The 19,006-nt window shown below is 63.5% G+C and carries 17 protein-coding genes; 8 read left to right on the top strand and 9 right to left on the bottom strand.

What is annotated here, in order from left to right; translation table 11 throughout:
- Positions 1 to 255 precede the first annotated feature (255 nt).
- The gene (locus tag LB572_RS08975) at positions 256 to 1,674 is read right to left on the bottom strand and encodes a PLP-dependent aminotransferase family protein (protein ID WP_224667478.1); all 1,419 of its coding nucleotides are present in this window, start codon (positions 1,672 to 1,674) and stop codon (positions 256 to 258) included.
- Between the two features lie 103 nt (positions 1,675 to 1,777).
- On the opposite strand from LB572_RS08975, the gene LB572_RS08970 reads away from it, so the two are divergent.
- Positions 1,778 to 2,641: a DMT family transporter gene (locus LB572_RS08970; RefSeq protein ID WP_224667477.1), complete on the top strand. Its 864-nt coding sequence runs from the start codon at positions 1,778 to 1,780 to the stop codon at positions 2,639 to 2,641.
- A 67-nt stretch (positions 2,642 to 2,708) separates the two neighbouring features.
- On the opposite strand, the gene LB572_RS08965 is transcribed toward LB572_RS08970, so the two are convergent.
- Positions 2,709 to 3,749 carry a zinc-dependent alcohol dehydrogenase family protein gene (locus LB572_RS08965; protein WP_140808245.1) on the bottom strand — a complete coding sequence of 347 codons (1,041 nt, stop codon included), beginning with the start codon at positions 3,747 to 3,749 and terminating at the stop codon, positions 2,709 to 2,711.
- A 103-nt stretch (positions 3,750 to 3,852) separates the two neighbouring features.
- Positions 3,853 to 4,311 (bottom strand): winged helix-turn-helix transcriptional regulator, encoded by a 459-nt coding sequence (locus tag LB572_RS08960; protein WP_224667476.1) that lies wholly within the window; start codon positions 4,309 to 4,311, stop codon positions 3,853 to 3,855.
- A gap of 95 nt (positions 4,312 to 4,406) precedes the next feature.
- Here LB572_RS08960 and LB572_RS08955 point away from each other — a divergent pair, with 95 nt between their 5' ends.
- Positions 4,407 to 5,636, top strand: coding sequence for an MFS transporter (locus LB572_RS08955; protein WP_224667475.1), 1,230 nt, complete (start codon positions 4,407 to 4,409; stop codon positions 5,634 to 5,636).
- 6 nt (positions 5,637 to 5,642) lie between these two features.
- Here LB572_RS08955 and maiA read toward each other — a convergent pair whose 3' ends face one another.
- Together maiA and LB572_RS08945 are read right to left on the bottom strand one after the other, a co-directional pair.
- Entirely contained in the window at positions 5,643 to 6,293 is a 651-nt protein-coding gene (maiA, locus tag LB572_RS08950) for a maleylacetoacetate isomerase (RefSeq protein WP_224667474.1), read from the bottom strand.
- Positions 6,293 to 6,988, bottom strand: coding sequence for a fumarylacetoacetate hydrolase family protein (locus LB572_RS08945; protein WP_224667473.1), 696 nt, complete (start codon positions 6,986 to 6,988; stop codon positions 6,293 to 6,295). Before LB572_RS08945 ends, maiA begins: the two co-directional genes overlap by 1 nt.
- 204 nt (positions 6,989 to 7,192) lie before the next feature.
- Here LB572_RS08945 and LB572_RS08940 point away from each other — a divergent pair, with 204 nt between their 5' ends.
- The gene (locus tag LB572_RS08940) at positions 7,193 to 7,876 is read left to right on the top strand and encodes a response regulator (protein ID WP_224667472.1); all 684 of its coding nucleotides are present in this window, start codon (positions 7,193 to 7,195) and stop codon (positions 7,874 to 7,876) included.
- A 542-nt stretch (positions 7,877 to 8,418) separates the two neighbouring features.
- Here the strand turns inward: LB572_RS08940 and LB572_RS08935 are convergent.
- Both LB572_RS08935 and LB572_RS08930 read right to left on the bottom strand, forming a co-directional pair.
- Positions 8,419 to 9,756 (bottom strand): hybrid sensor histidine kinase/response regulator, encoded by a 1,338-nt coding sequence (locus LB572_RS08935; RefSeq protein ID WP_140808837.1) that lies wholly within the window; start codon positions 9,754 to 9,756, stop codon positions 8,419 to 8,421.
- A 5-nt stretch (positions 9,757 to 9,761) separates the two neighbouring features.
- A complete protein-coding gene (locus tag LB572_RS08930) occupies positions 9,762 to 11,015 on the bottom strand; it encodes an FIST N-terminal domain-containing protein (protein WP_224667471.1) in 1,254 nt (417 codons plus the stop codon).
- A gap of 192 nt (positions 11,016 to 11,207) precedes the next feature.
- Between LB572_RS08930 and LB572_RS08925 the strand changes: the two genes are divergently transcribed.
- From LB572_RS08925 to LB572_RS08905, 5 genes are all read left to right on the top strand, one after another.
- Positions 11,208 to 11,708, top strand: a complete 501-nt coding sequence (locus LB572_RS08925; RefSeq protein ID WP_140808829.1) for a (2Fe-2S)-binding protein — start codon at positions 11,208 to 11,210, stop codon at positions 11,706 to 11,708.
- Positions 11,709 to 11,830: 122 nt separating this feature from the next.
- Complete coding sequence (locus LB572_RS08920; RefSeq protein WP_224667470.1) at positions 11,831 to 14,179, top strand: xanthine dehydrogenase family protein molybdopterin-binding subunit; 2,349 nt, start codon at positions 11,831 to 11,833, stop codon at positions 14,177 to 14,179.
- Between the two features lie 12 nt (positions 14,180 to 14,191).
- Entirely contained in the window at positions 14,192 to 14,989 is a 798-nt protein-coding gene (locus tag LB572_RS08915) for an FAD binding domain-containing protein (protein ID WP_224667469.1), read from the top strand.
- 207 nt (positions 14,990 to 15,196) lie between these two features.
- Positions 15,197 to 16,219: an acyltransferase family protein gene (locus LB572_RS08910; RefSeq protein ID WP_224667468.1), complete on the top strand. Its 1,023-nt coding sequence runs from the start codon at positions 15,197 to 15,199 to the stop codon at positions 16,217 to 16,219.
- Between the two features lie 204 nt (positions 16,220 to 16,423).
- Positions 16,424 to 17,806 carry an OFA family MFS transporter gene (locus LB572_RS08905; protein ID WP_224667467.1) on the top strand — a complete coding sequence of 461 codons (1,383 nt, stop codon included), beginning with the start codon at positions 16,424 to 16,426 and terminating at the stop codon, positions 17,804 to 17,806.
- Between the two features lie 134 nt (positions 17,807 to 17,940).
- Here LB572_RS08905 and LB572_RS08900 read toward each other — a convergent pair whose 3' ends face one another.
- Both LB572_RS08900 and LB572_RS08895 read right to left on the bottom strand, forming a co-directional pair.
- Positions 17,941 to 18,438, bottom strand: coding sequence for an SRPBCC family protein (locus tag LB572_RS08900; protein ID WP_224667466.1), 498 nt, complete (start codon positions 18,436 to 18,438; stop codon positions 17,941 to 17,943).
- A gap of 65 nt (positions 18,439 to 18,503) precedes the next feature.
- On the bottom strand, positions 18,504 to 19,001 hold the full coding sequence (locus LB572_RS08895; protein ID WP_140808835.1) for a GNAT family N-acetyltransferase: 498 nt from the start codon (positions 18,999 to 19,001) through the stop codon (positions 18,504 to 18,506).
- Between the last annotated feature and the right edge of the window lie 5 nt (positions 19,002 to 19,006).

The following is a 19,006-nucleotide window of genomic DNA, read 5'->3' as shown; positions in this document are numbered from 1 at the left end:
GTCTTTTCTGACGCAATTCCGGACGGGAGGCTACGGCGAAGCGCCGAGCCTAACCGTTTTACACGTTTCCTGGAATTGCTCACGGGAATGACGGGACAGACTGCCGCAACAACGAAAAGCTGTTGCGGCTTACTTGTCTGCTGACTTGCTGGATCCCATGGCTGTCGGTCCCGATGACGATGCGCATGCCCGCTGGCATGCATGTTCGCGGCTTCACTACCAGCCAAAGACTGCTAGGGCAACCGACGGTAGCGCCTACGCCGCCTTGCGGCGAGATGCCATGACCGCTCTTTCCAGAACGGTGAAAATACGCTCGTCGCCGCACTGGGCGACGTTGAAGCGCATGAAGCGGCCGGCGGTATGCGACAGGCTGAAGGCATTGCCGGGCGCTAGCACGACATCGTCCGAAAGCGCGTGGCGGGCGACATCGGCGGCGTCGATGCCGTCGGGCAGGCGGCACCAGAGGAACATGCCGGCAGGCTGGTCGATCCAGGGCGCGATGCCCATCGCCTTCAGCCTGCCGGCGGTCTCGGCCATGGCGCGCGACAGGCGCGTGCGCAACTGCTCGACATGCTTGCGGTAGCTGCCGTCCTTCAACAGGGTCAGCACCAGTTCGGCGGAGAGCCGCGCGCCGCCGAATGTCGTGGCGATCTTGAGATCGGTCAGGCCTTCCATCCAGTCGAGTGGCGCCGCGATGAAACCGCAGCGCACCGAGGCCGACAGCGTCTTGGAGAAGGAGCCGATCTGGACGACGCGCTGCAGCCCGTCGAAGGCCGCGAGCCTTGGGGCAGGGCTGTGTTCGAAGTCGGCGAAGATATCGTCCTCGACGATGGTGAGGTCCGCCTGGTCGGCGAGCTTCAGCAGCCGATGCGCGGTGACCGGCGACAGGATCGCGCCTGTCGGGTTGTGGATACCGGAATTGGTGATGTAGAGGCGCGGGCGGTGCTCGGCGAGCGCCTCGGCGAAGAGCTCGATGTCCGGCCCCGAAGGCGTGTAGGGGACGCCGACCACCTTGGCTTGATGCGCGCGCAGCAGCGCATGGAAGTTGAAGTAGCAGGGATCGTCGACCAGCACCGCATCGCCCGGCTCGAGCAGGAAACGGCACAGAAGGTCGATCGCCTGGGTGCCGCAATCGGTCAGCATGATCTGGTCCGGCGAGACCTCGACGCCATGCTCGGCCATGCGCCTTGCCAGCAACTGGCGCAGCGGCGGCAGGCCAAGCGGCGTGCCGTAATCGGCAAGCACCACGTCGTCAGCGCGGGCGGCGCTTCGTAGCGCCCGCCGCAAGGCGGCCTGCGGCATCCAGGAGGCGGGCAGCCAGCCGCAGCCGGGCTTCAGCATCTCCTCGCCCGCTTCGAGCGATTGCCGCGACACCCAGAGCGGGTCGACGGCGCGATCGAGCCGAGGGCCGATCTCGGCCAGCGATAACGGTGCAAGCTGGCCGGCGGCGTAGAAACCCGAGCCCGGGCGCGAACGGATCGTGCCCTCCGCCGCGAGGCGCTCATAGGCCTCGACGACGGTCGATTTCGAAACCTGCATGGATTTGGCCATGGCCCGTATCGACGGCAGGCGGGCTCCGGGCGTCAGCGTGCGCGCCGCGATCCGCTGGCGGATAGCCGCCATGACGGTTTCGACGAGGGTGGCGACACTGGCATTTGAGCCTGGTGCGTCCATCTGTACTTCCCTGCGGACCATTACAGTTTTGTAGAATTGTATCTCATTGTATCTGGCAACACCATGGCCTGCGCCGGTACGGAAGCGCAAACGGAGCAGGTCCATGGAAAAGAGTTTCGACGGCTGGCTCAGCGGCTTCATCGGCGTTCTGATCTTCAGCGGATCGCTGCCGGCGACGCGGGTGGCGGTGATGGATTTCGACCCGACCTTCCTGACAGCGGCCAGGGCGGCGATCGCCGGTCTGCTCGGAATCACGATGCTGCTGCTGTTCCGCGAAAAGCGTCCGGAGCGCAGCGACCTGATCTCGCTCGTCGTCGTTGCGCTGGGTGTCGTGGTCGGCTTCCCGTTGCTGACGGCGCTGGCGCTGAAACATGTCACTTCGGCCCATTCCATCATCTTCGTCGGTCTGCTGCCGCTGGCGACCGCGATCTTCGGCGTGCTGCGCGGCGGCGACCGTCCGCGCCCGGCCTTCTGGCTGTTCTCGTGCCTGGGAAGCGCCTTGGTCGCCGGCTTTGCCCTGGCGCAAGGCGTGACCGCCTCGCCGGTTGGCGACGGCCTGATGCTCGGCGCCATCATCGTCTGCGGGCTGGGCTACGCCGAGGGGGCCAAGCTGTCGCGCAAGCTCGGCGGCTGGCAGGTGATCTGCTGGGCCTTGGCGCTGTCGCTGCCGGTGATGCTGGCGTTGAGCTTCGCGACGCTGCCGCCATCCTTCGCGGCCATCGGTTCGGGCGCGTGGATCGGCCTCGCCTATGTCTCGCTGTTCAGCATGCTGATCGGCTTCATCTTCTGGTACCGCGGCCTGGCGCAAGGCGGCATCGCCGCCGTCGGGCAACTGCAGCTGCTGCAGCCCTTCTTCGGCCTGGCGCTTGCGGCGAGCCTGCTGCACGAGCAGGTCAGCCCGATGATGGTGGTCGTGACGCTCGGGGTCGTGGCCTGCGTGTTCGGGGCGAAGAAATTCGCGAAGTAGGAACCCTACTGATTTGTTTTGACGCAATTTCGGACGGAAAACCGTTTCACACTTTTCCTGGAATTGCTCAGAACTTCGTCACCACCCCGATGCCAATCCCCTCGAAGCCGCCCATCGCCATCAGCGCAGCGGGCGCTTCCTCGAGGCTGATCTTCTTCCCGACCAGCAATTCGGGCTTCAGCTTGCCGGTGCGGATCATCTCCATCATCGCGTTGTAGCGGTAGGCCTGCATGCCGTGGCTGCCGAGGATTTCGAGCTCGAAGGCGATCACCTTGTCCATCGGAACCTGCGGGCGTGCGTGCTCGCCCAGCATCAGGCCGACCTGAACATGGCGGCCGCGCCGGCGCAGATTGGCGATCGAGTTGAAGGAGGTGGTCGGGTGTCCGAGCGCGTCCATCGACATATGCGCCCCGCCATTGGTGATCTGCTTGACGGCCTTGACGACGTTTGGCGTCGTCGAGGCGTTGATCGTCGCCACCGCGCCGATCTTCTTGGCGAATTCCAATTTCTCATCCGTCAGGTCGATGGCGATGACATTGGCGCCCATGGCGCTGGCGATCATGATCGCCGACAGGCCGACGCCGCCGCAGCCATGCACCGCCACCCATTCGCCGGGCGTCACCCGGCCCTGGTCGACGATGGCGCGAAACGAGGTGACGAAGCGGCAGCCGAGGCTTGCCGCGGTGGCGTATTCCATCTCTTCGGGCAGGCGCACGAGATTGGTGTCGGCATGCTCGATGCCGACATATTCGGCGAACGAACCCCAGCCGGTGAAACCAGGCTGCGTCTGGTGTTCGCAGACCTGATGGTTGCCGGAGGTGCATTCGAAGCAGCGGCCGCAGCCGACCGCGAAGGGAACCGTGACGCGATCACCTGCCTTCCAGCGGCTGACCTGTTTGCCGGCGGCGACGACGACGCCGGCCAGCTCATGTCCAGGAACATGCGGCAGCGTGATGCCGTCGTCATGGCCCATCCAGCCATGCCAGTCGCTGCGGCAAAGGCCTGTAGCCTCGACCTTGATGATGACGCCGTCGGCGGCCGGCTTCGGGTCGGGAACGGTCTGGATCGTCGGCGCCTGACCGAATTTCTCGAAGACGACGGCTTTCATCGGCAAACTCCCAACATTGCGTATTTGAGCTGACGATAGCCGATTCCACCGCCGGTTGACCGGAAATCGATTCTGCCAGGGCCGCGGCTGGCGGCCTGATCATCTACTCCGGCTGTTGGCGGAAATCGGCGAGCCGCGTTTCGCCGGGCGCAAGCAGGCGTCCGTCCTCCGCATGCACCTCCAGGCGCCGGATCGGCTTGCCGCTCTCGTTGTCGACCATGAAGGTGTAAGGCTCGCCCGGCCCGGAGAAATAGGTCTCGCCCCATTGGCGCAGCGCGACCAGGACATAGAACAGGCCACGGCCCTTTTCGGTCAGCACATATTCATGATGCGCGCTGCCATCCGGCGCCGGAACGGTTTCGAGGATGCCGTGCGCAACCAGATTGCGCAGCCGCGCCGACAGGATGTTCTTCGCCACGCCAAGGCTCTTCTGGAATTCGCCGAAGCGCCGCATGCCGTCGAAGGCGTCGCGCACGATGAGCAGCGACCACCAGTCGCCGATCGCATCAAGCGGCCTGGCGATGAGGCAGTCCGCGCTTTGATGGCTCGTCCGTTTAACCATGCAATTCGTCCAGATTTCCGATTTGTGGTTGCAAGATAAAACCTTGTTCTCTATTCCGCAATGGTTTCAAGTTGAAACCGAACGGAGCCAGCACGATGAACCTGCAGCTGCAAAATGCCGATCTGCGACGGTTGGAAGAAGGCGCGGTAGAGAAGCCAAAGCCAGGATTCCCGCGCGTCACCGCGCTCATCTTTGCAATTGCCTGCGGCCTGAGCGTCGCCAATGTCTATTTCGCGCATCCGCTGCTCGACGCCATCGCGCATGACTTTTCCATCGACCCAGCCTCGGTCGGCGTCGTGGTGACGGTGACGCAGATCGGCTATGCGCTCGGCCTGTTCTTCATCGTGCCGCTCGGCGATCTCTTCGACCGCCGCAAGCTGGTCGCCGCCCAGGCCGTGCTTTCCGCTCTGGCGCTGGTCCTTGTCGGCTTTTCGCCAAGCGCGGCGGTCCTGCTCGCGAGCCTTGCGGCGGTCGGGGTGCTCGCCGTCGTCGTGCAGGTCCTGGTCGCCTATGCCGCCGACCTGGCGGCGCCGGCCGAGCGGGGCCGGGCGGTGGGCACTGTCACCAGCGGCGTCATAACAGGCATCCTGCTGGCGCGCTTCGTCTCGGGACTGGTCGCCGATTTCGCTGGCTGGCGCTCCGTCTATCTCGTCTCGGCGGTGCTGACGCTGGTGATGGCGGCGATCCTGTTCCGGGTCCTGCCTCGCCATGAGGCCGCGCGGCCGCGTACATCCTATGCGGGCCTTCTGGGTTCGGTGCTGCGGCTGTTCGAGGAGGAGCCGCTGCTGCGGGTGCGCGCGGTGCTCGCCATGCTGATCTTCGCCAGCTTCAACGTGCTGTGGGCGCCATTGGTGCTGCCGCTGGCGGCCCCGCCTTTTTCGCTGTCGCATACCGAGATCGGCCTGTTCGGCCTGGCGGGCGTCGCAGGCGCGCTCGGCGCGCGCTGGACCGGTACGCTTGTCGATCGCGGACAGGGCCAATTGGTCACCGGCCTCAGCCTGCTGCTGATGGCCGCCGCCTGGCTGCCGATCGCCTTCATGGGCACGTCCTTGTGGTTGCTGGTGCTGGGCATCGTCATGCTCGATCTCGCCATCCAGGCGGTGCACGTCACCAACCAAAGCCTGATCTTTGCCCGCCGGCCGGACGCCCGCAGCAGGCTGGTCGGCGGCTATATGATCTTCTATTCGCTGGGCAGCGCGCTCGGCTCGATCGCCTCGACCATGACCTATGGCGCCTGGGGTTGGATCGGCGTCTGCCTGCTTGGCGCGGGCATCGGCCTGGCGGCGCTGGCGTTCTGGGCCGCTACGTTGCGGGTAGGGCGCTAAGCCGGGCTACTCCGCATCGATCTGGTTCTGCGGCGCAGCCTTCTGGAATGCCGGCAGCGCCATGCAGGCGGCGTTGATGCGCGCGATAACCGGATAGGGCGCCATGTCCACGCCGAAGCGGGCGTTGCTGGTGACCTGCGCGGCAAGGCAGATATCGGCCAGGCCGGGCGTGTCGCCATGGCAAAACGCGCCAGTCTCGGGCGATGAGGCCAGAATCTTTTCAAGCGGCTGGAAACCTTCGTTCACCCAATGCCTGAACCAGTTGACGACATCCTCGTCGCCGGCGCCGAACAAACTGCGAAGCGAGGTCAGCACGCGCAGATTGTTCACCGGGTGGATGTCGCAGGCGATCATCTGCGCCAGCATCCTGACACGAGCCCGACCGAGCGCATCCTTCGGCAGCAGCGGTGGCTCCGGCTGGATTTCGTCGAGATATTCGATGATCGCCAGCGATTGCGTCAAAAGCCTGCCGTCGTCCAGCACCAGCGCCGGCACCAGACCTTGCGGATTGACCGCGAGATAGGCGGGCTCGAGATGCTCGCCATGGCGCAGATGGTGCGGCACATAGGTGTAGTCCAACCCCTTCATCGCCAGCGCAATCCGCACCCGGTAAGAGGTGGAGGAGCGGTAGTAATTGTGGAGGACGAGGTCGCTCATCACCTCGGCTGCCCGATGCTCACCGCGATCTCGCCGATGCCGTCGACACCGCCGGTGATCCTGTCGCCGGCCTGGACCGCGCCGACGCCGGCCGGCGTGCCGGTGAAGATCAGGTCGCCAGGCCGAAGCTCGACCGCCTCGCTGCAGATCGAGACGATGTCGGCGATTGGCCAGATCAATTCGGCAAGATCGCCGTCCTGTTTCACCGCGCCGTTGACGGCGAGCCAGATGCGGCCTTTCTCCGGATGCCCCGATTTCGCGGCCGGAACCAGCGGGCCGCAAGGCGCGGACTGGTCGAACGCCTTCGACCAGTCCCAGGGCCGCGCAGCTTTCTTGGCCTGATCCTGCAGGTCGCGACGGGTCAGGTCGACGCCGACGCCATAGCCCCAGACATGGGCGAGCGCTTCTGCGCGCGGAATGCGGAAGCCGGCCTTGCCGATGGCGACGACCAGCTCGATCTCGTGATGCAGGTTGGAAGTCAGCGGCGGGTAAGGGATCTCGGCGCCGCTGTCGACCACCGCATCGGCGGGCTTGGTGAAGAAGAAGGGCGGGTCGCGCTCGTCATTGCCGAGCTCGCGCGCATGCGCGGCGTAATTTCGGCCGACGCAGAAGATACGGCGCACGGCAAACCGCTCCGCCGAGCCTGCGACGGCAACCGAAGCAATCGCCGGTGGCGGAAGGACGAATTCTGGCATGAGTTTTCTCTGGGTTGGCATGAATCGTGCGCACCTTCCGCCGATTTTGACGGATGGGCAAGACTCGACCTCCCGGCACATCGGCCTGTCGTTTCAGTGACAATGCGCTGGATCATTGGGCGTATACTATTTGCCAATAATCTGAGCACGGTCACCGGGTTATCCTGTGGCGGCCGAAACCGAACCGATGCCTGAACCCGTGCAATGACCCCCGTCAGCGATCGCGCCCGCTTCCTGATCATCGACGACCACCCGCTGTTTCGCGAGGCGCTGCACAGCGCGGTGCAGATGGCCTATCCGGACGTCGACACGGTCGAGGCGCGGGCGATCGCGGAAGCGATCGAGCTTCTTGCCGACGCCAAGCCGTTCGACCTCGCGCTGCTCGATTTGAGCATGCCCGACGTGCATGGCTTCGAGGGCTTGTTGCAGCTCAGGACCCGCTATCCGCGGCTGCCGGTGGTGATCGTGTCCGGCTATGAGGAGCCGAAGATCATTTCCGAGGCGCTGTCCTACGGCGCCGCCGGCTTCATCCCGAAATCGGCCCGCAAGAGCGATCTCGCCGCCGCCATCCGCTCGGTGATGGACGGCGCCGTCTATGTGCCGGAAAACTACGAGGGCCAGCCGCCCGATCCCGACAGCACCGACCGCGCCGACATGGTGCAGCGCCTGGCCAGGCTGACGCCGCAACAGCTGAGGGTCCTGCAGATGCTGCGCCAGGGCATGCTCAACAAGCAGATCGCCTACGAACTGCAGGTGGGCGAGACCACCGTCAAGGCGCATGTCTCTGAGATCCTGCGCAAGCTCAACGTCTATAGTCGCACGCAAGCGGTGATCGAGGTCTCGAAGCTGGACAATGCGGAGCTGTTCAGGGATCAGGCTGGGTTTTGAGGCCGTTGATGGCCCCGATTTTCATGCAAATTTAGTTCGTTAAGCAATGTGTATGTATGGACTTGTGCCAAAGTCCATGTCTCCCTCCATGCTTAGGCATATGCACCACCTATATTCCAAATCTATGAAATAGTGGTGCTGAGGTATTTCTATGAGGTATGGTATAACATCGACCATGATTTCGATGCGTGACTTGAGTGCAAAATTGGTCAAGCTATCCCCAACATATATGGCGTCTCCAAAAAGTCTGTGTTCTGAGGCGATTTCCTTAAAGAATGACAAAAAATCCGATTCGCGCTCGGTGATTTTCGTTGTCTGTTTTGGGAGCTTTTTCCAATCGATCTTTGATCCGGAGGTAGGGAAATTTCTTTTCAGAAGTTGAAAAAAAGGGGAAGAGTGGCCTAAATCGATCAGTTCTCCTGAAGAAAAAAGATATTCTAATGATTTTCTGATTTTTTCATCATGGGTAGTCAAACGTCTCTCCGATCACTACTGACGATCGATAATTCTTCTCAAATAAATTTCCAGCCAAAGTATATCGGCTAAGCCAGCAGATGCGCGAGCAGCGCGCGCAGTTGCGCCGGCTTCAGCGGCTTGCGCATCAGCTCGATGCCGGCGGAGCGGGCGGCCTTGGCGACGAGCTCGGAGCCGTCGGCGGTGACGATCAGCGCCGGCACGGGGCGGCCGAGATAGTCGCGCACTTCGGCGATCGTCGCGGTGCCGAGGTCGCCGCCGTCGAGATGCTGGTCGGCGATGATGATGTCGGGCACCCAGGCGGTGTCGCCGAGCAGGTCGAGCGCATCGTCGGTCGAGGTGGCGGCGCGCACCAGGCATTGCCAGCGCTCGAGCAGCGAGGTCATGGCGGAGAGCACATCCAGATCGTTCTCGACCAGCAGCACCCTGGTGCCGAACAGGCCGTAGCCGCGCGGCCGCTCCATGTCGGCGGCGGCCATCGCCGGTTCGGCCGTGGCCATGCCGACCGGCACGTCGATATGGAAGATGGTGCCGCGCCCGACCTTCGAGGAAAAGGTGATGGGGTGGCCGAGCGCCGCCGCCATGCGGCGCACGATCGCGAGGCCTAGGCCAAGTCCGCCGGCGATCGCCGTATCGCCAAGCGTCGAGGTGCCGCGGTGGAATTCCTCGAACACCGCCTCGCGCTGATCCTCGGGAATGCCGCAGCCGGTGTCGGCGACGTCGATGCGGATGGTGTCGCCACGATGCCTGGTGCCGACCAGCACGCCGCCCGAGCGGGTGTAACGCAGCGCATTGGAGAGGATGTTCTGCAGGATGCGCCTGAGCAGCGTGCGGTCGGAGCGTACGACCACGTTCACCGGCCTGAATTTGAGCGACAGGCTTTTCTTTTCCGCTTCGGGCAGGAAATCCGAGCGCAGCGAGGAAAACAGCGCTTCCAGGCTGACGTCGACGATTTCCGGCTCCACCACCCCCGCGTCGAGCTTCGAGATGTCGAGCAGCGTGCGCAGCAGGTCTTCCATCGTCTCCAGCGAGCGCTCGACCTGGCGCACCAGTTTCGTGCCTTCCTCGCTGGTCTGCACCTCGGCCAGCGCCGAGACCGACAGATGCGCGGCGTTGAGCGGCTGCAGAACGTCGTGGCTGGCGGCGGCGAGGAACCTGGTCTTGGAGAGGTTCGCCAGTTCGGCGTTCTCCTTCGCCGCGCTGAGATCGATGTTCGACTGCTCGAGCCGGCGCAGCGTCGCGTGCAGTTCCTCGGTGCGGTTGCGTACCCGATTTTCCAGCGAGATGGCGGTCTGGAACAGCGAGAAGGCGTTGCCCTGCTGGTCCATCGAACGCTCGACGCGGCTGACGAGGGCTGCGTTGATCTTCTTCAGCCTTTCGAGGTCGTTGATGTCGCGAAGCGGCATCTCGCTCACTCGGCTGCCTGGCGCTCGCCGAAGGCGATGCCGGTAAAGGTCTGGTTGAGGTGCATCGAGCGATACTGCTCGCCATAGGTGCCGAAGCCGATGACCTTGTTGGTCCGGTAGAGTTCCGAAATCTCGCGGTAGACCTGGCGGTTGCGCGCGTCGAGCCGGCGCAGCACACAGTCGAAGCCCAGGATCATGTCGATGCCGCCGAGCTTGCGTTCGGCATCCTGCAACGCGGCACGCGTCGATTCCACCATGTTCTTCGGCTGGGCGATGGACAGGACGACGCCGTCGTCGATGGCGCAGAAGAACGACAGCGAGCCGTCGACATGCATGCGCTGGATGGAACGGCAGTAATATTCGCCGGCCACCTTCACCACGACGGGATGGGACGCGAAGCTCAGCGGCGTCAGCGCCTGGGGCACGGTGCCGACGGAGGCCGCGTATTCCTCCGCCGCGTTGGTGGCGTTGAATTCGCGCACGATGCGGTGGTCCGGGTCGGACGCCGTCACCACCAGCTTCTCGTCGGTCGGGATGAAATTGTCGGTCTTGAAGACGTGGAAAGGGATTTCTGTCGCAACTAGCACGATGATGGCGCTGTCGGACGTGACCTTGCCGTTCGAGATCAGGCTGGTCGTCTCGAATTTCAGGTCGTCGCCAGCCGAGCCGCCGATCAGCGGGATGTCGTCCAACCCCCAATGGATGGCCGAGGTCACCGCTTCCTCGGCATAGGAAAGCCCGTCGATGAAGCAGAGGGCGAACACGCTCTTCGCCCGCTCCTGGCCGGCGCGGCTGCGCAATAGGCGCCGCAGCTCCACGACCTCGCCGGTGATCCCGTCCATGCTGGAGGAGGAGAGGTTCTCGACGGTGGTGCTGACGGTCGAAAACGACGCCGCCGGCAAAAGCAGGGCAAGGGCATGCCCTTCCTCCAGTCCCTGCGGCGTGATTTCGCCGGCGGTCGAGCAGCCGGCATAGGCGAGCGACGGCGCATGGACTTTCAGCGCTTGCGCGAGCGCAGCCGCGTCGACAAGGCTTTGGGAGAAGAACAGAAGCGCAAAGCCAGCATTGCCCTCCGCCGCTTCGGCCGCGATTGCCCGGGCAAAGGCATTCGGGTCGGGCTCATCCGTGGTGAGCGCCGAAAGGCCCGATGCATAGCGGGTGCTCGAACTGGCCAGCTGCCTTCCTCCGCAATTTCCTCCGACGCTCTTTTGTGCGTGTCTTTTCTTATGCGTGTCAGGCACGCTTCGCGTCGAAGGCATCTTTGCCTTCAATCCCGGTTTTGGCAATGGGGCCGGTTGCTGCGCTGCACATAGCTTTTGCCATGATCGAAAGTACAATGGAACCGGCGCTGGCAGGGCTGTTTTGGCCGTTGTACGGTGCACGAATAACGCATTGCCGAACCACAAGCGCGGCATTCGGCAATGACCAAGGTTGATACCCAGGGAGGTTGCATGTCGGACGTGTCGTTGACTGTGAATGGGAGGCGGGTCAGCGGGAACGCCGAGGACCGAACGCTTCTGGTGCATTTCCTCAGGGAACATCTCGGACTCACCGGCACACATGTCGGTTGTGACACCTCGCAATGCGGCGCCTGCGTCGTGCATGTCGACGGCCGGGCGGTGAAGTCCTGCTCGATGCTGGCCGTGCAGGCCTCGGGCTCGACCGTCGTCACCATCGAGGGGCTCGCCGACGGCGCCGAACTGCATCCGGTGCAGGCCGCGTTCAAGGAGCATCACGGGCTGCAATGCGGCTTCTGCACGCCGGGCATGATCATGACCGCGACCGACATGATCGCGCGCCACCCGCAAGGCCTCGACGAGGCGACGGTGCGCGCCGAGCTCGAAGGCAATATCTGCCGCTGCACGGGCTACCACAACATCGTGAAGGCGATCCTCGCCGCATCGGAGACGATGGCGAAGGGCGCCAAGGGCAAGGCGAAGCAGGCAGCATGAGGAAGCGAATAGCGAATAGGGAGTAGCGAATAGTCGCCGTCTTCACGGCCGACCTTCGCTCCATTCGTTCCCCTACTCACTATTCGCTACTCACTACTCACTAAATTCCGGAGGAATTTCCTATGGGTATCGAAGGCGTCGGCGCCCGCGTGGCGCGCAAGGAAGACAAGAGGTTCATCACCGGCGGTGGCCGCTATGTCGACGACATGGTGGTTCCCGGCATGAAACATGCCGTGTTCGTGCGCAGTCCGCACGCGCATGCGCAGATCAAGAAGATCGACGTGAAAAAGGCGCAAGCGATGCCGGGCGTCGTCGGTGTGCTCACCGGCAAGGAGCTCAAGGCCGACGGCATCGGCAATTTGATCTGCGGCTGGATGATCCACTCCAAGGATGGCACGCCGATGAAGATGGGCGCCTGGTCGCCCTTAGCCGTCGACAAGGTGCGCTATGTCGGCGACGCGGTCGTCATCGTCGTCGCCGACACCAAGGGTCAGGCACGCGACGCCGCAGAGGCGGTCGAGATCACCTACAAGGAACTGAAGGCCGTGGTCGACGCCACGAAGGCGATCCAGTCCGGCGCGCCGCAGATCCATGCCGAGGCGGAGAACAACCTGATCTTCGACTGGGAGCTCGGCGACGGCAAGGCGACCGACGCGGCGATCAAGTCGGCGGCCCATGTCACGCGCATGAAGATCGTCAACAACCGGCTGGTGCCGAATGCGATGGAGCCGCGCGCGGCTCTCGGCCATTACGACAAGGCCGAGGACCACTACACCTGCTGGACGACGTCGCAGAACCCGCATGTCGCGCGGTTGGTGATGAGCGCCTTCTACAACGTCGCGCCGGAAAACAAGCTGCGCGTGATCGCGCCGGATGTCGGCGGCGGCTTCGGCTCCAAGATCTACATCTATCCGGAAGAGATCGTCTGCCTGTGGGCCTCGAAGAAGACCAGTGTACCGGTCAAATGGGTGGCCGACCGCACCGAAAGCTTCCTCTCCGACGCGCATGGCCGCGACCATGTCTCGACGGTGGAGATGGCCTTCGACAAGGACAACCGCATCACCGGCCTCAAGGTCGACACGATCGCCAATCTCGGCGCCTACATGTCGCTGTTCTCGTCCTGCGTGCCGACCTATCTCTACGCGACGCTGCTGTCGGGCCAGTACAATATCCCGGCGATCCACGCCAATGTGCGCACCGTCTACACCAACACCGCGCCCGTCGATGCCTATCGCGGGGCAGGGCGGCCGGAGGCCACCTATGTGCTGGAGCGCATGATGGAGACCGCCGCGCGCGAGCTTGGCGTGTCGCCGGCGGAACTCAGACGCCGCAACTTCATCACGTCCTTCCCGCACCAGACGCCGGTGATCATGGCGTATGACGCGGGCGATTATAACGCTTCGCTCGATGCGGCCATGAAGGCCGCCGACTATGCCGGCTTCACCAAGCGTCGCGCCGACGCCGCCAAGCAGGGCAAGCTGCGCGGCATCGGTATGAGCTGCTACATCGAGGCCTGCGGCCTGGCGCCGTCATCGGCGGTCGGCTCGCTCGGCGCCGGCGTCGGCCTCTGGGAATCGGCGGAGGTGCGCGTCAATGCCGTGGGCACGATCGAGGTGCTCACCGGCTCGCACAGCCATGGCCAAGGCCATGAGACGACCTTCGCGCAATTGGTCACACAGCGCTTCGGCGTGCCGATCGACTCGGTCTCGATCGTGCATGGCGACACCGACAAGGTGCAGATGGGCATGGGCACCTACGGCTCGCGGTCCGGCGCCGTCGGCATGTCGGCCATCGTCAAGGCGCTCGACAAGGTCGAGGCCAAGGCCAAGAAGATCGCCGCGCATCTGCTGGAAGCCGACGAGGGCGACATCGTCATCGAGAATGGCGAGGTCAAGGTCGCGGGCACCGACAAGAGCCTGCCATGGTTCCAGGTGGCGCTTGCCTCCTATACCGCCCACAATTTGCCGGCGGGCATGGAGCCTGGGCTCAAGGAGACGGCCTTCTACGATCCGTCCAACTTCACCTTCCCGGCCGGCTGCTACATCTGCGAGGTCGAGATCGATCCGGAAACCGGCACGACGGAAATCATCCAGTTCGTCGCGGCGGACGATTTCGGCAACATCATCAATCCGATGATCGTCGAGGGGCAGGTGCATGGCGGCATCGCCCAAGGCGTCGGCCAGGCGCTGCTGGAAGGCGCGCATTACGACTCCAGCGGCCAGCTTCTGACCGCAAGCTACATGGATTACACCATGCCGCGCGCGGGCGACCTGCCGTCGTTCAAGGTCTCGACCTCGAACACGCCATGCCCGGGCAATCCGCTCGGCGTCAAAGGCTGCGGCGAAGCCGGCGCCATCGGTTCGCCGCCGGCGGTCATCAACGCCATCACCGATGCGCTCGGCGTCGTCGACATCGCCATGCCGGCGTCGCCCGCGACGGTGTGGGCAACCATCCGCGCGACGAAGCACTGAGGAGGAACGAGCATGTATTCGGTCAATTACCATCGCGCTTCCTCCGTTGCCGACGCCGCCAGGCAGCTCAAGAACGGCGACGCCAAGTTGCTGTCCGGCGGCATGACGCTGATCCCTGCGATGAAGACGCGGCTCGCGTCGCCATCGGACCTTGTCGATGTCTCTCGGCTGAAGGAACTGCAGGGCGTCAAGGTGTCCGGCAAGACAGTGACGATAGGCGCCGCGACGACGCATTACGACGTCTCCACCGACGAGAAGCTGAAGAAGGCATGCCCGGCGCTTGCGCATATGGCATCGCTGATCGGCGATCCGGCGGTGCGCCACAGGGGTACGATCGGCGGCTCGATCGCCAACAACGATCCGGCGGCCGACTATCCGGCGGCACTGCTGGCGCTGGGCGCCACGATCGTCACCAACAAGCGCGAGATCGCGGCGGACAAATTCTTCAAGGGTCTGTTCGAAACGGCGCTGAAGGAAGGCGAGATCGTCACCGCGGTGAGCTTCACCGCTCCGGCCAAGGCGGCCTACCAGAAGTTCCGCAATCCGGCTTCGCGCTACGCCATCGTCGGCGTGTTCGTGACCAAGGGCAAGGACGGGGCGAGGGCGGCAGTGACCGGCGCCGGCGAAGACGGCGTTTTCCGCTCCAAGGAGATCGAGGCGGCGCTGGCGAAGAATTTCGACGCCGCCGCGCTCGGCGGCCTCAAAGTGCCGGCAAAGGGGCTGATGAGCGATATCCATGCCTCCGCCGACTACCGCGCCAATCTGATCGCGGTGATGGCCAAGCGCGCCGTGGCCGCCGCCAACGCCTGAACAGCGACGCCGCGGATGAAAGAAGGGGCCGCCTTGGCCCCTTTTTCTTTAGCCGCGGCAACGGCTTAGCCGGAAACGCCTGTCGAATTGCAGCTTCGCACTTGCACAAAGTTATCCCGCACTGCAAAATAAATCCGGCGGGAATACCAGATGGTCCAAGACGCGGGCAATGCTTCGCATGCGGACCTCGAGTTGCGAAGGCACGGTATGACCGACATCTCCGCAGCGTCCGTTGTCCTGCCACGGGCCACAGCCGACAAAGCGGCGCGGACAAGGCTGGCCTATCTCGACGGCTGGCGCGGCCTGTCAATCGCTCTTGTGCTGATCGGGCATTTTTTTCCCGTTCCCGGCATCAATCTCGGCGTTCTCGGTGTTGAGTTCTTCTTTGTGCTGAGCGGTCGGCTAATGGGCGAAATCCTGTTCATCGAGCGTTTTCCGCTGAAGAAATTCTTCAAGCGCCGCTTCTCGCGCATCTATCCCGCGCTGCTTGTGTTCGTGATTGCCGCGATGATCGGCCTCGCCGGCACCTATATCGCCTTCAAATGGAAGGCGGCGCTGACGGCGCTGACCTTCACCTACAATTACGCCGGCATCTTCATCAACCGGGCCGGCGCGCTCGACCACATCTGGTCGCTCTGCGTCGAGGAGCATTCCTACATCCTGCTCGCGCTGATCAGCGTGGTGGTTACCGGCCGCGCTAATGTCATTCGGCTCCTTCTGGTGCTGGCGCTGCTGGCGATGGCCAACGGCGTCATTTCGTACGGCGTTCTCGGCATGGGCTACGAGACCACCTACTGGCGCACCGACGTGCATATCGCCTCGATCCTGCTTTCGGCCGCGATCTGCCTGCTCAAGGCCGACGCCCGCCTGCCGGCTTTCCTGCAAAGCCAGCATGTGGCTCTCGCGGCCGCGGCCGGCGGCGTTCTGCTGTTCAGCAACCCAATACCGACGAGCCTGCATTACACCCTCGCCGTGCCGCTTCTGGCGCTGGCGGTCAACACGCTCGACTTCGCCGGCGGCACTCTCAGGGGGCTGCTGTCATCGCGGTCGATGGTGATGCTCGGGCTATGGTCCTACTCGCTCTATCTCTGGCAGCAGCCTTTCTACAAATTCGTCGATGAGCGCGGCAGCGCGCCGATCCCGATGCTGGCGGCTGTCTTCGCTTGCGCGCTCTGCAGTTATTACGTGATCGAGAAACCAGCCCGCGGCTGGCTCAACCGCAATTGGTGAGCATCCCTCAGATCGTGTTAGCCGACGGCAGTCTTTCATTTATAAGCTAATTATAGAATTCTAATTTAAGTCGGAGAATATCGCATATCTGCTCGATGATCGCTGCGACAAGCAGCATTAGACATTGGTACTAAGGAAGGAATTCTTTGTTGCCGCTCTCGTTTCTCCTTCTAGGTTTTCCAGATAGGACAACGGGAGGAAGACATGACAACGACCACTGTCGAAGGAGCGGGCGGTTGGCTCGATCGCTCTCACACGGTTGCGGAGCCGGGATTCAGCCGATGGATGGTGCCCCCGGCGGCGCTTTGCATTCATCTGTGCATCGGTCAGGCTTACGCGTTCAGTGTGTTCAACCTGCCGATGTCGAAGCTGATCGGCATCACCGAGTCGGCGCCTGACGACTGGAAGCTGACAGGGCTCGGCTGGATATTCTCGATCGCAATTCTGTTCCTTGGCATTGCAGCTGCCTTCGGTGGTGGCTGGCTCGACCGTGTCGGACCGCGCAAGGCGATGGTCGCGGCCGCCTGCTGTTTTGGTGGCGGCTTCATCATCTCTGCGCTCGGCGTCTATCTGCACCAGCTCTGGATCATCTATCTTGGTTATGGCGTGCTTGGCGGCATCGGTCTCGGCCTCGGCTACATTTCGCCGGTGAAGACGCTGATCACCTGGTTTCCGGATCGGCCAGGGATGGCGACCGGTATGGCGATCATGGGCTTCGGGGGCGGCGCCTTCATAGCCTCGCCGCTCTCGGTTTATCTGATGAACCTGTTCTCGACGCCCGAACATATCGGCGTCGCCGAAACCTTCATCGTGCTCGGCATCACCTATTTCATCTTCATGATGATCGGCGCCACCATGGTAAGAGTGCCCCCGGAAGGCTGGCGGCCCGTCGGCTGGACACCGCCCGCAACGCAAGGCGCGATGGTCACCAGCGCCAATGTCCATCTCGACGATGCGCTGAAGACGCCGCAGTTCTGGCTGTTATGGGGTGTGCTGTGCCTCAACGTTACGGCCGGCATCGGCGTGCTCGGCCAGGCCTCGGCCATGAGCCAGGAGATGTTCCCGGGACGCATCACGGCGGCGGCGGCCGCAGGCTTTGTCGGCCTGCTTTCGATCTTCAACATGCTCGGCCGCTTCTTCTGGGCCTCGGCCAGCGATTATATCGGCCGCAAGATGACCTACGCGATCTTTTTCGTGCTGGGTGTGATCTTGTATGCAGCCGTGCCGTGGACCGGAAAATCCGGCAACGTGTTCCTGTTCGTGCTGTTCTACGGGATCATCCTCAGCATGTATGGCGGCGGTTTTTCCACCGTTCCGGCCTATCTGCGAGATGTCTTCGGTGTGCGCTATGTCGGCGCCATTCATGGCCGGTTGCTGACGGCCTGGTCGGTTGCCGGCGTGCTTGGCCCGGTCCTGGTCAACTATATCCGCCAGTACCAGATCGACGGCGGCGTGGCGAAGGCCGACGCATATACGGTGACCATGTACATCATGGCCGGTCTGCTCGCCGTCGGCTTCCTACTCAATTTGATGATGCGGCCGGTGGCCGAGCGCTTCCACATGAAGCCGGAAGCGGCGAGGGCATAGGAGATCGAGATGGCACAGGACAACGCCAATACCGTCAAGCTGACGCTCGCCTGGCTGCTGGTCGGCATACCTCTGGTCTGGGGCTTCTGGACAACGGTGGTCAGCGCCGTTCCATTGTTCCGGTAGACCAGGCGTCAACCGGCGAGGCCGGTGCGGCTATCTTTCTGCGCCGCGAGATAGCGGCGAAGCCCGGCTTCGCCGCGCGGCGTCGTCCAGCGATGATTCCAGGCGAAGGCGGGTCTGAGCAGCGGCGCGAGCAGCTTGAGGATCGGTCTCTCGACCGTGACCTGCCAGATCAGGTCGACATGCGTGCCGCTTCCCGACGGCGACAGTTCGGCCCGCCAGAGCCCGTCGAAGTCGCCGAAGGTCTTCACGACCACCAGCCATCCGGGATCGAGCTCGGCGGCCTCGATGATGAAGTTCAGCTCATAGGGCAGGGCGCCGCGCGCTCTCGCCCTGGCGCGGGCGCCGACCACGCCCTTGCCCTTCTTGTCGAGCGGCTCGACCTCCTTGTAGGCATCGCCCCACCAGAGCGGCAGAAGCTGAGCGTCCGACAGCACGTCCCACACTTCCTGCGGCGTGCCTTCAGGGATGTCCCAGCTCTCGTCGAAGCGGAGGACATTGCTTGGCATGATGTCGCGCCCCAGCCAACGGAGCGTCTATATTAGCTACGGCTTGTTTTCATGGCCAGCAGCGTTCACGCGGCGATCGGTTTAGCCCAATAGCGCACCGACTTCTTGCCGCCGTGGATCACCGCATCGCCGACCTCGGCGAAGCCGAGTGCTGCGTGGAAGGCGTCGGAAGCCGGATTCGGCGGATCGGCGTTGACCTCACAGGTGACGATCGTGTGGCCGGCGCGCCGGGCCTGCTCGAACAGATCCTCGTAAAGCCGGCGGGCATGGCCGCGGCCGCGGGCGTCCGCGGCGACGACGACGCGATCGACATAGACGAAGCGCGGATAGCGCTCGCGAAACCAGAGGAAGTTCGGGCTGTCGTAGCTTGCGTCCTGGTCGAAGCACATGATGAAGGCTTCGAGCGCGCCGATGCGGCGCGTGTAGAACGCTTCGCCGAGCAGGAACGAAAGCCGTTCCGGCTCGAGCCAGGACAGCTCCGCCGCATGCTCGTTGTTGAGGGCGAGGATCGCGGCCTCGGCGGCGGGCGAGACGTGTTCGATCGGCGGCAATTCCCTGGTCATCGCCT

Origin of the sequence: Mesorhizobium sp. BH1-1-5 (genome assembly GCF_020165615.1) — a bacterium.
GTDB lineage: Bacteria > Pseudomonadota > Alphaproteobacteria > Rhizobiales > Rhizobiaceae > Mesorhizobium.
This window is presented reverse-complemented; position numbering and strand designations above follow the sequence as displayed.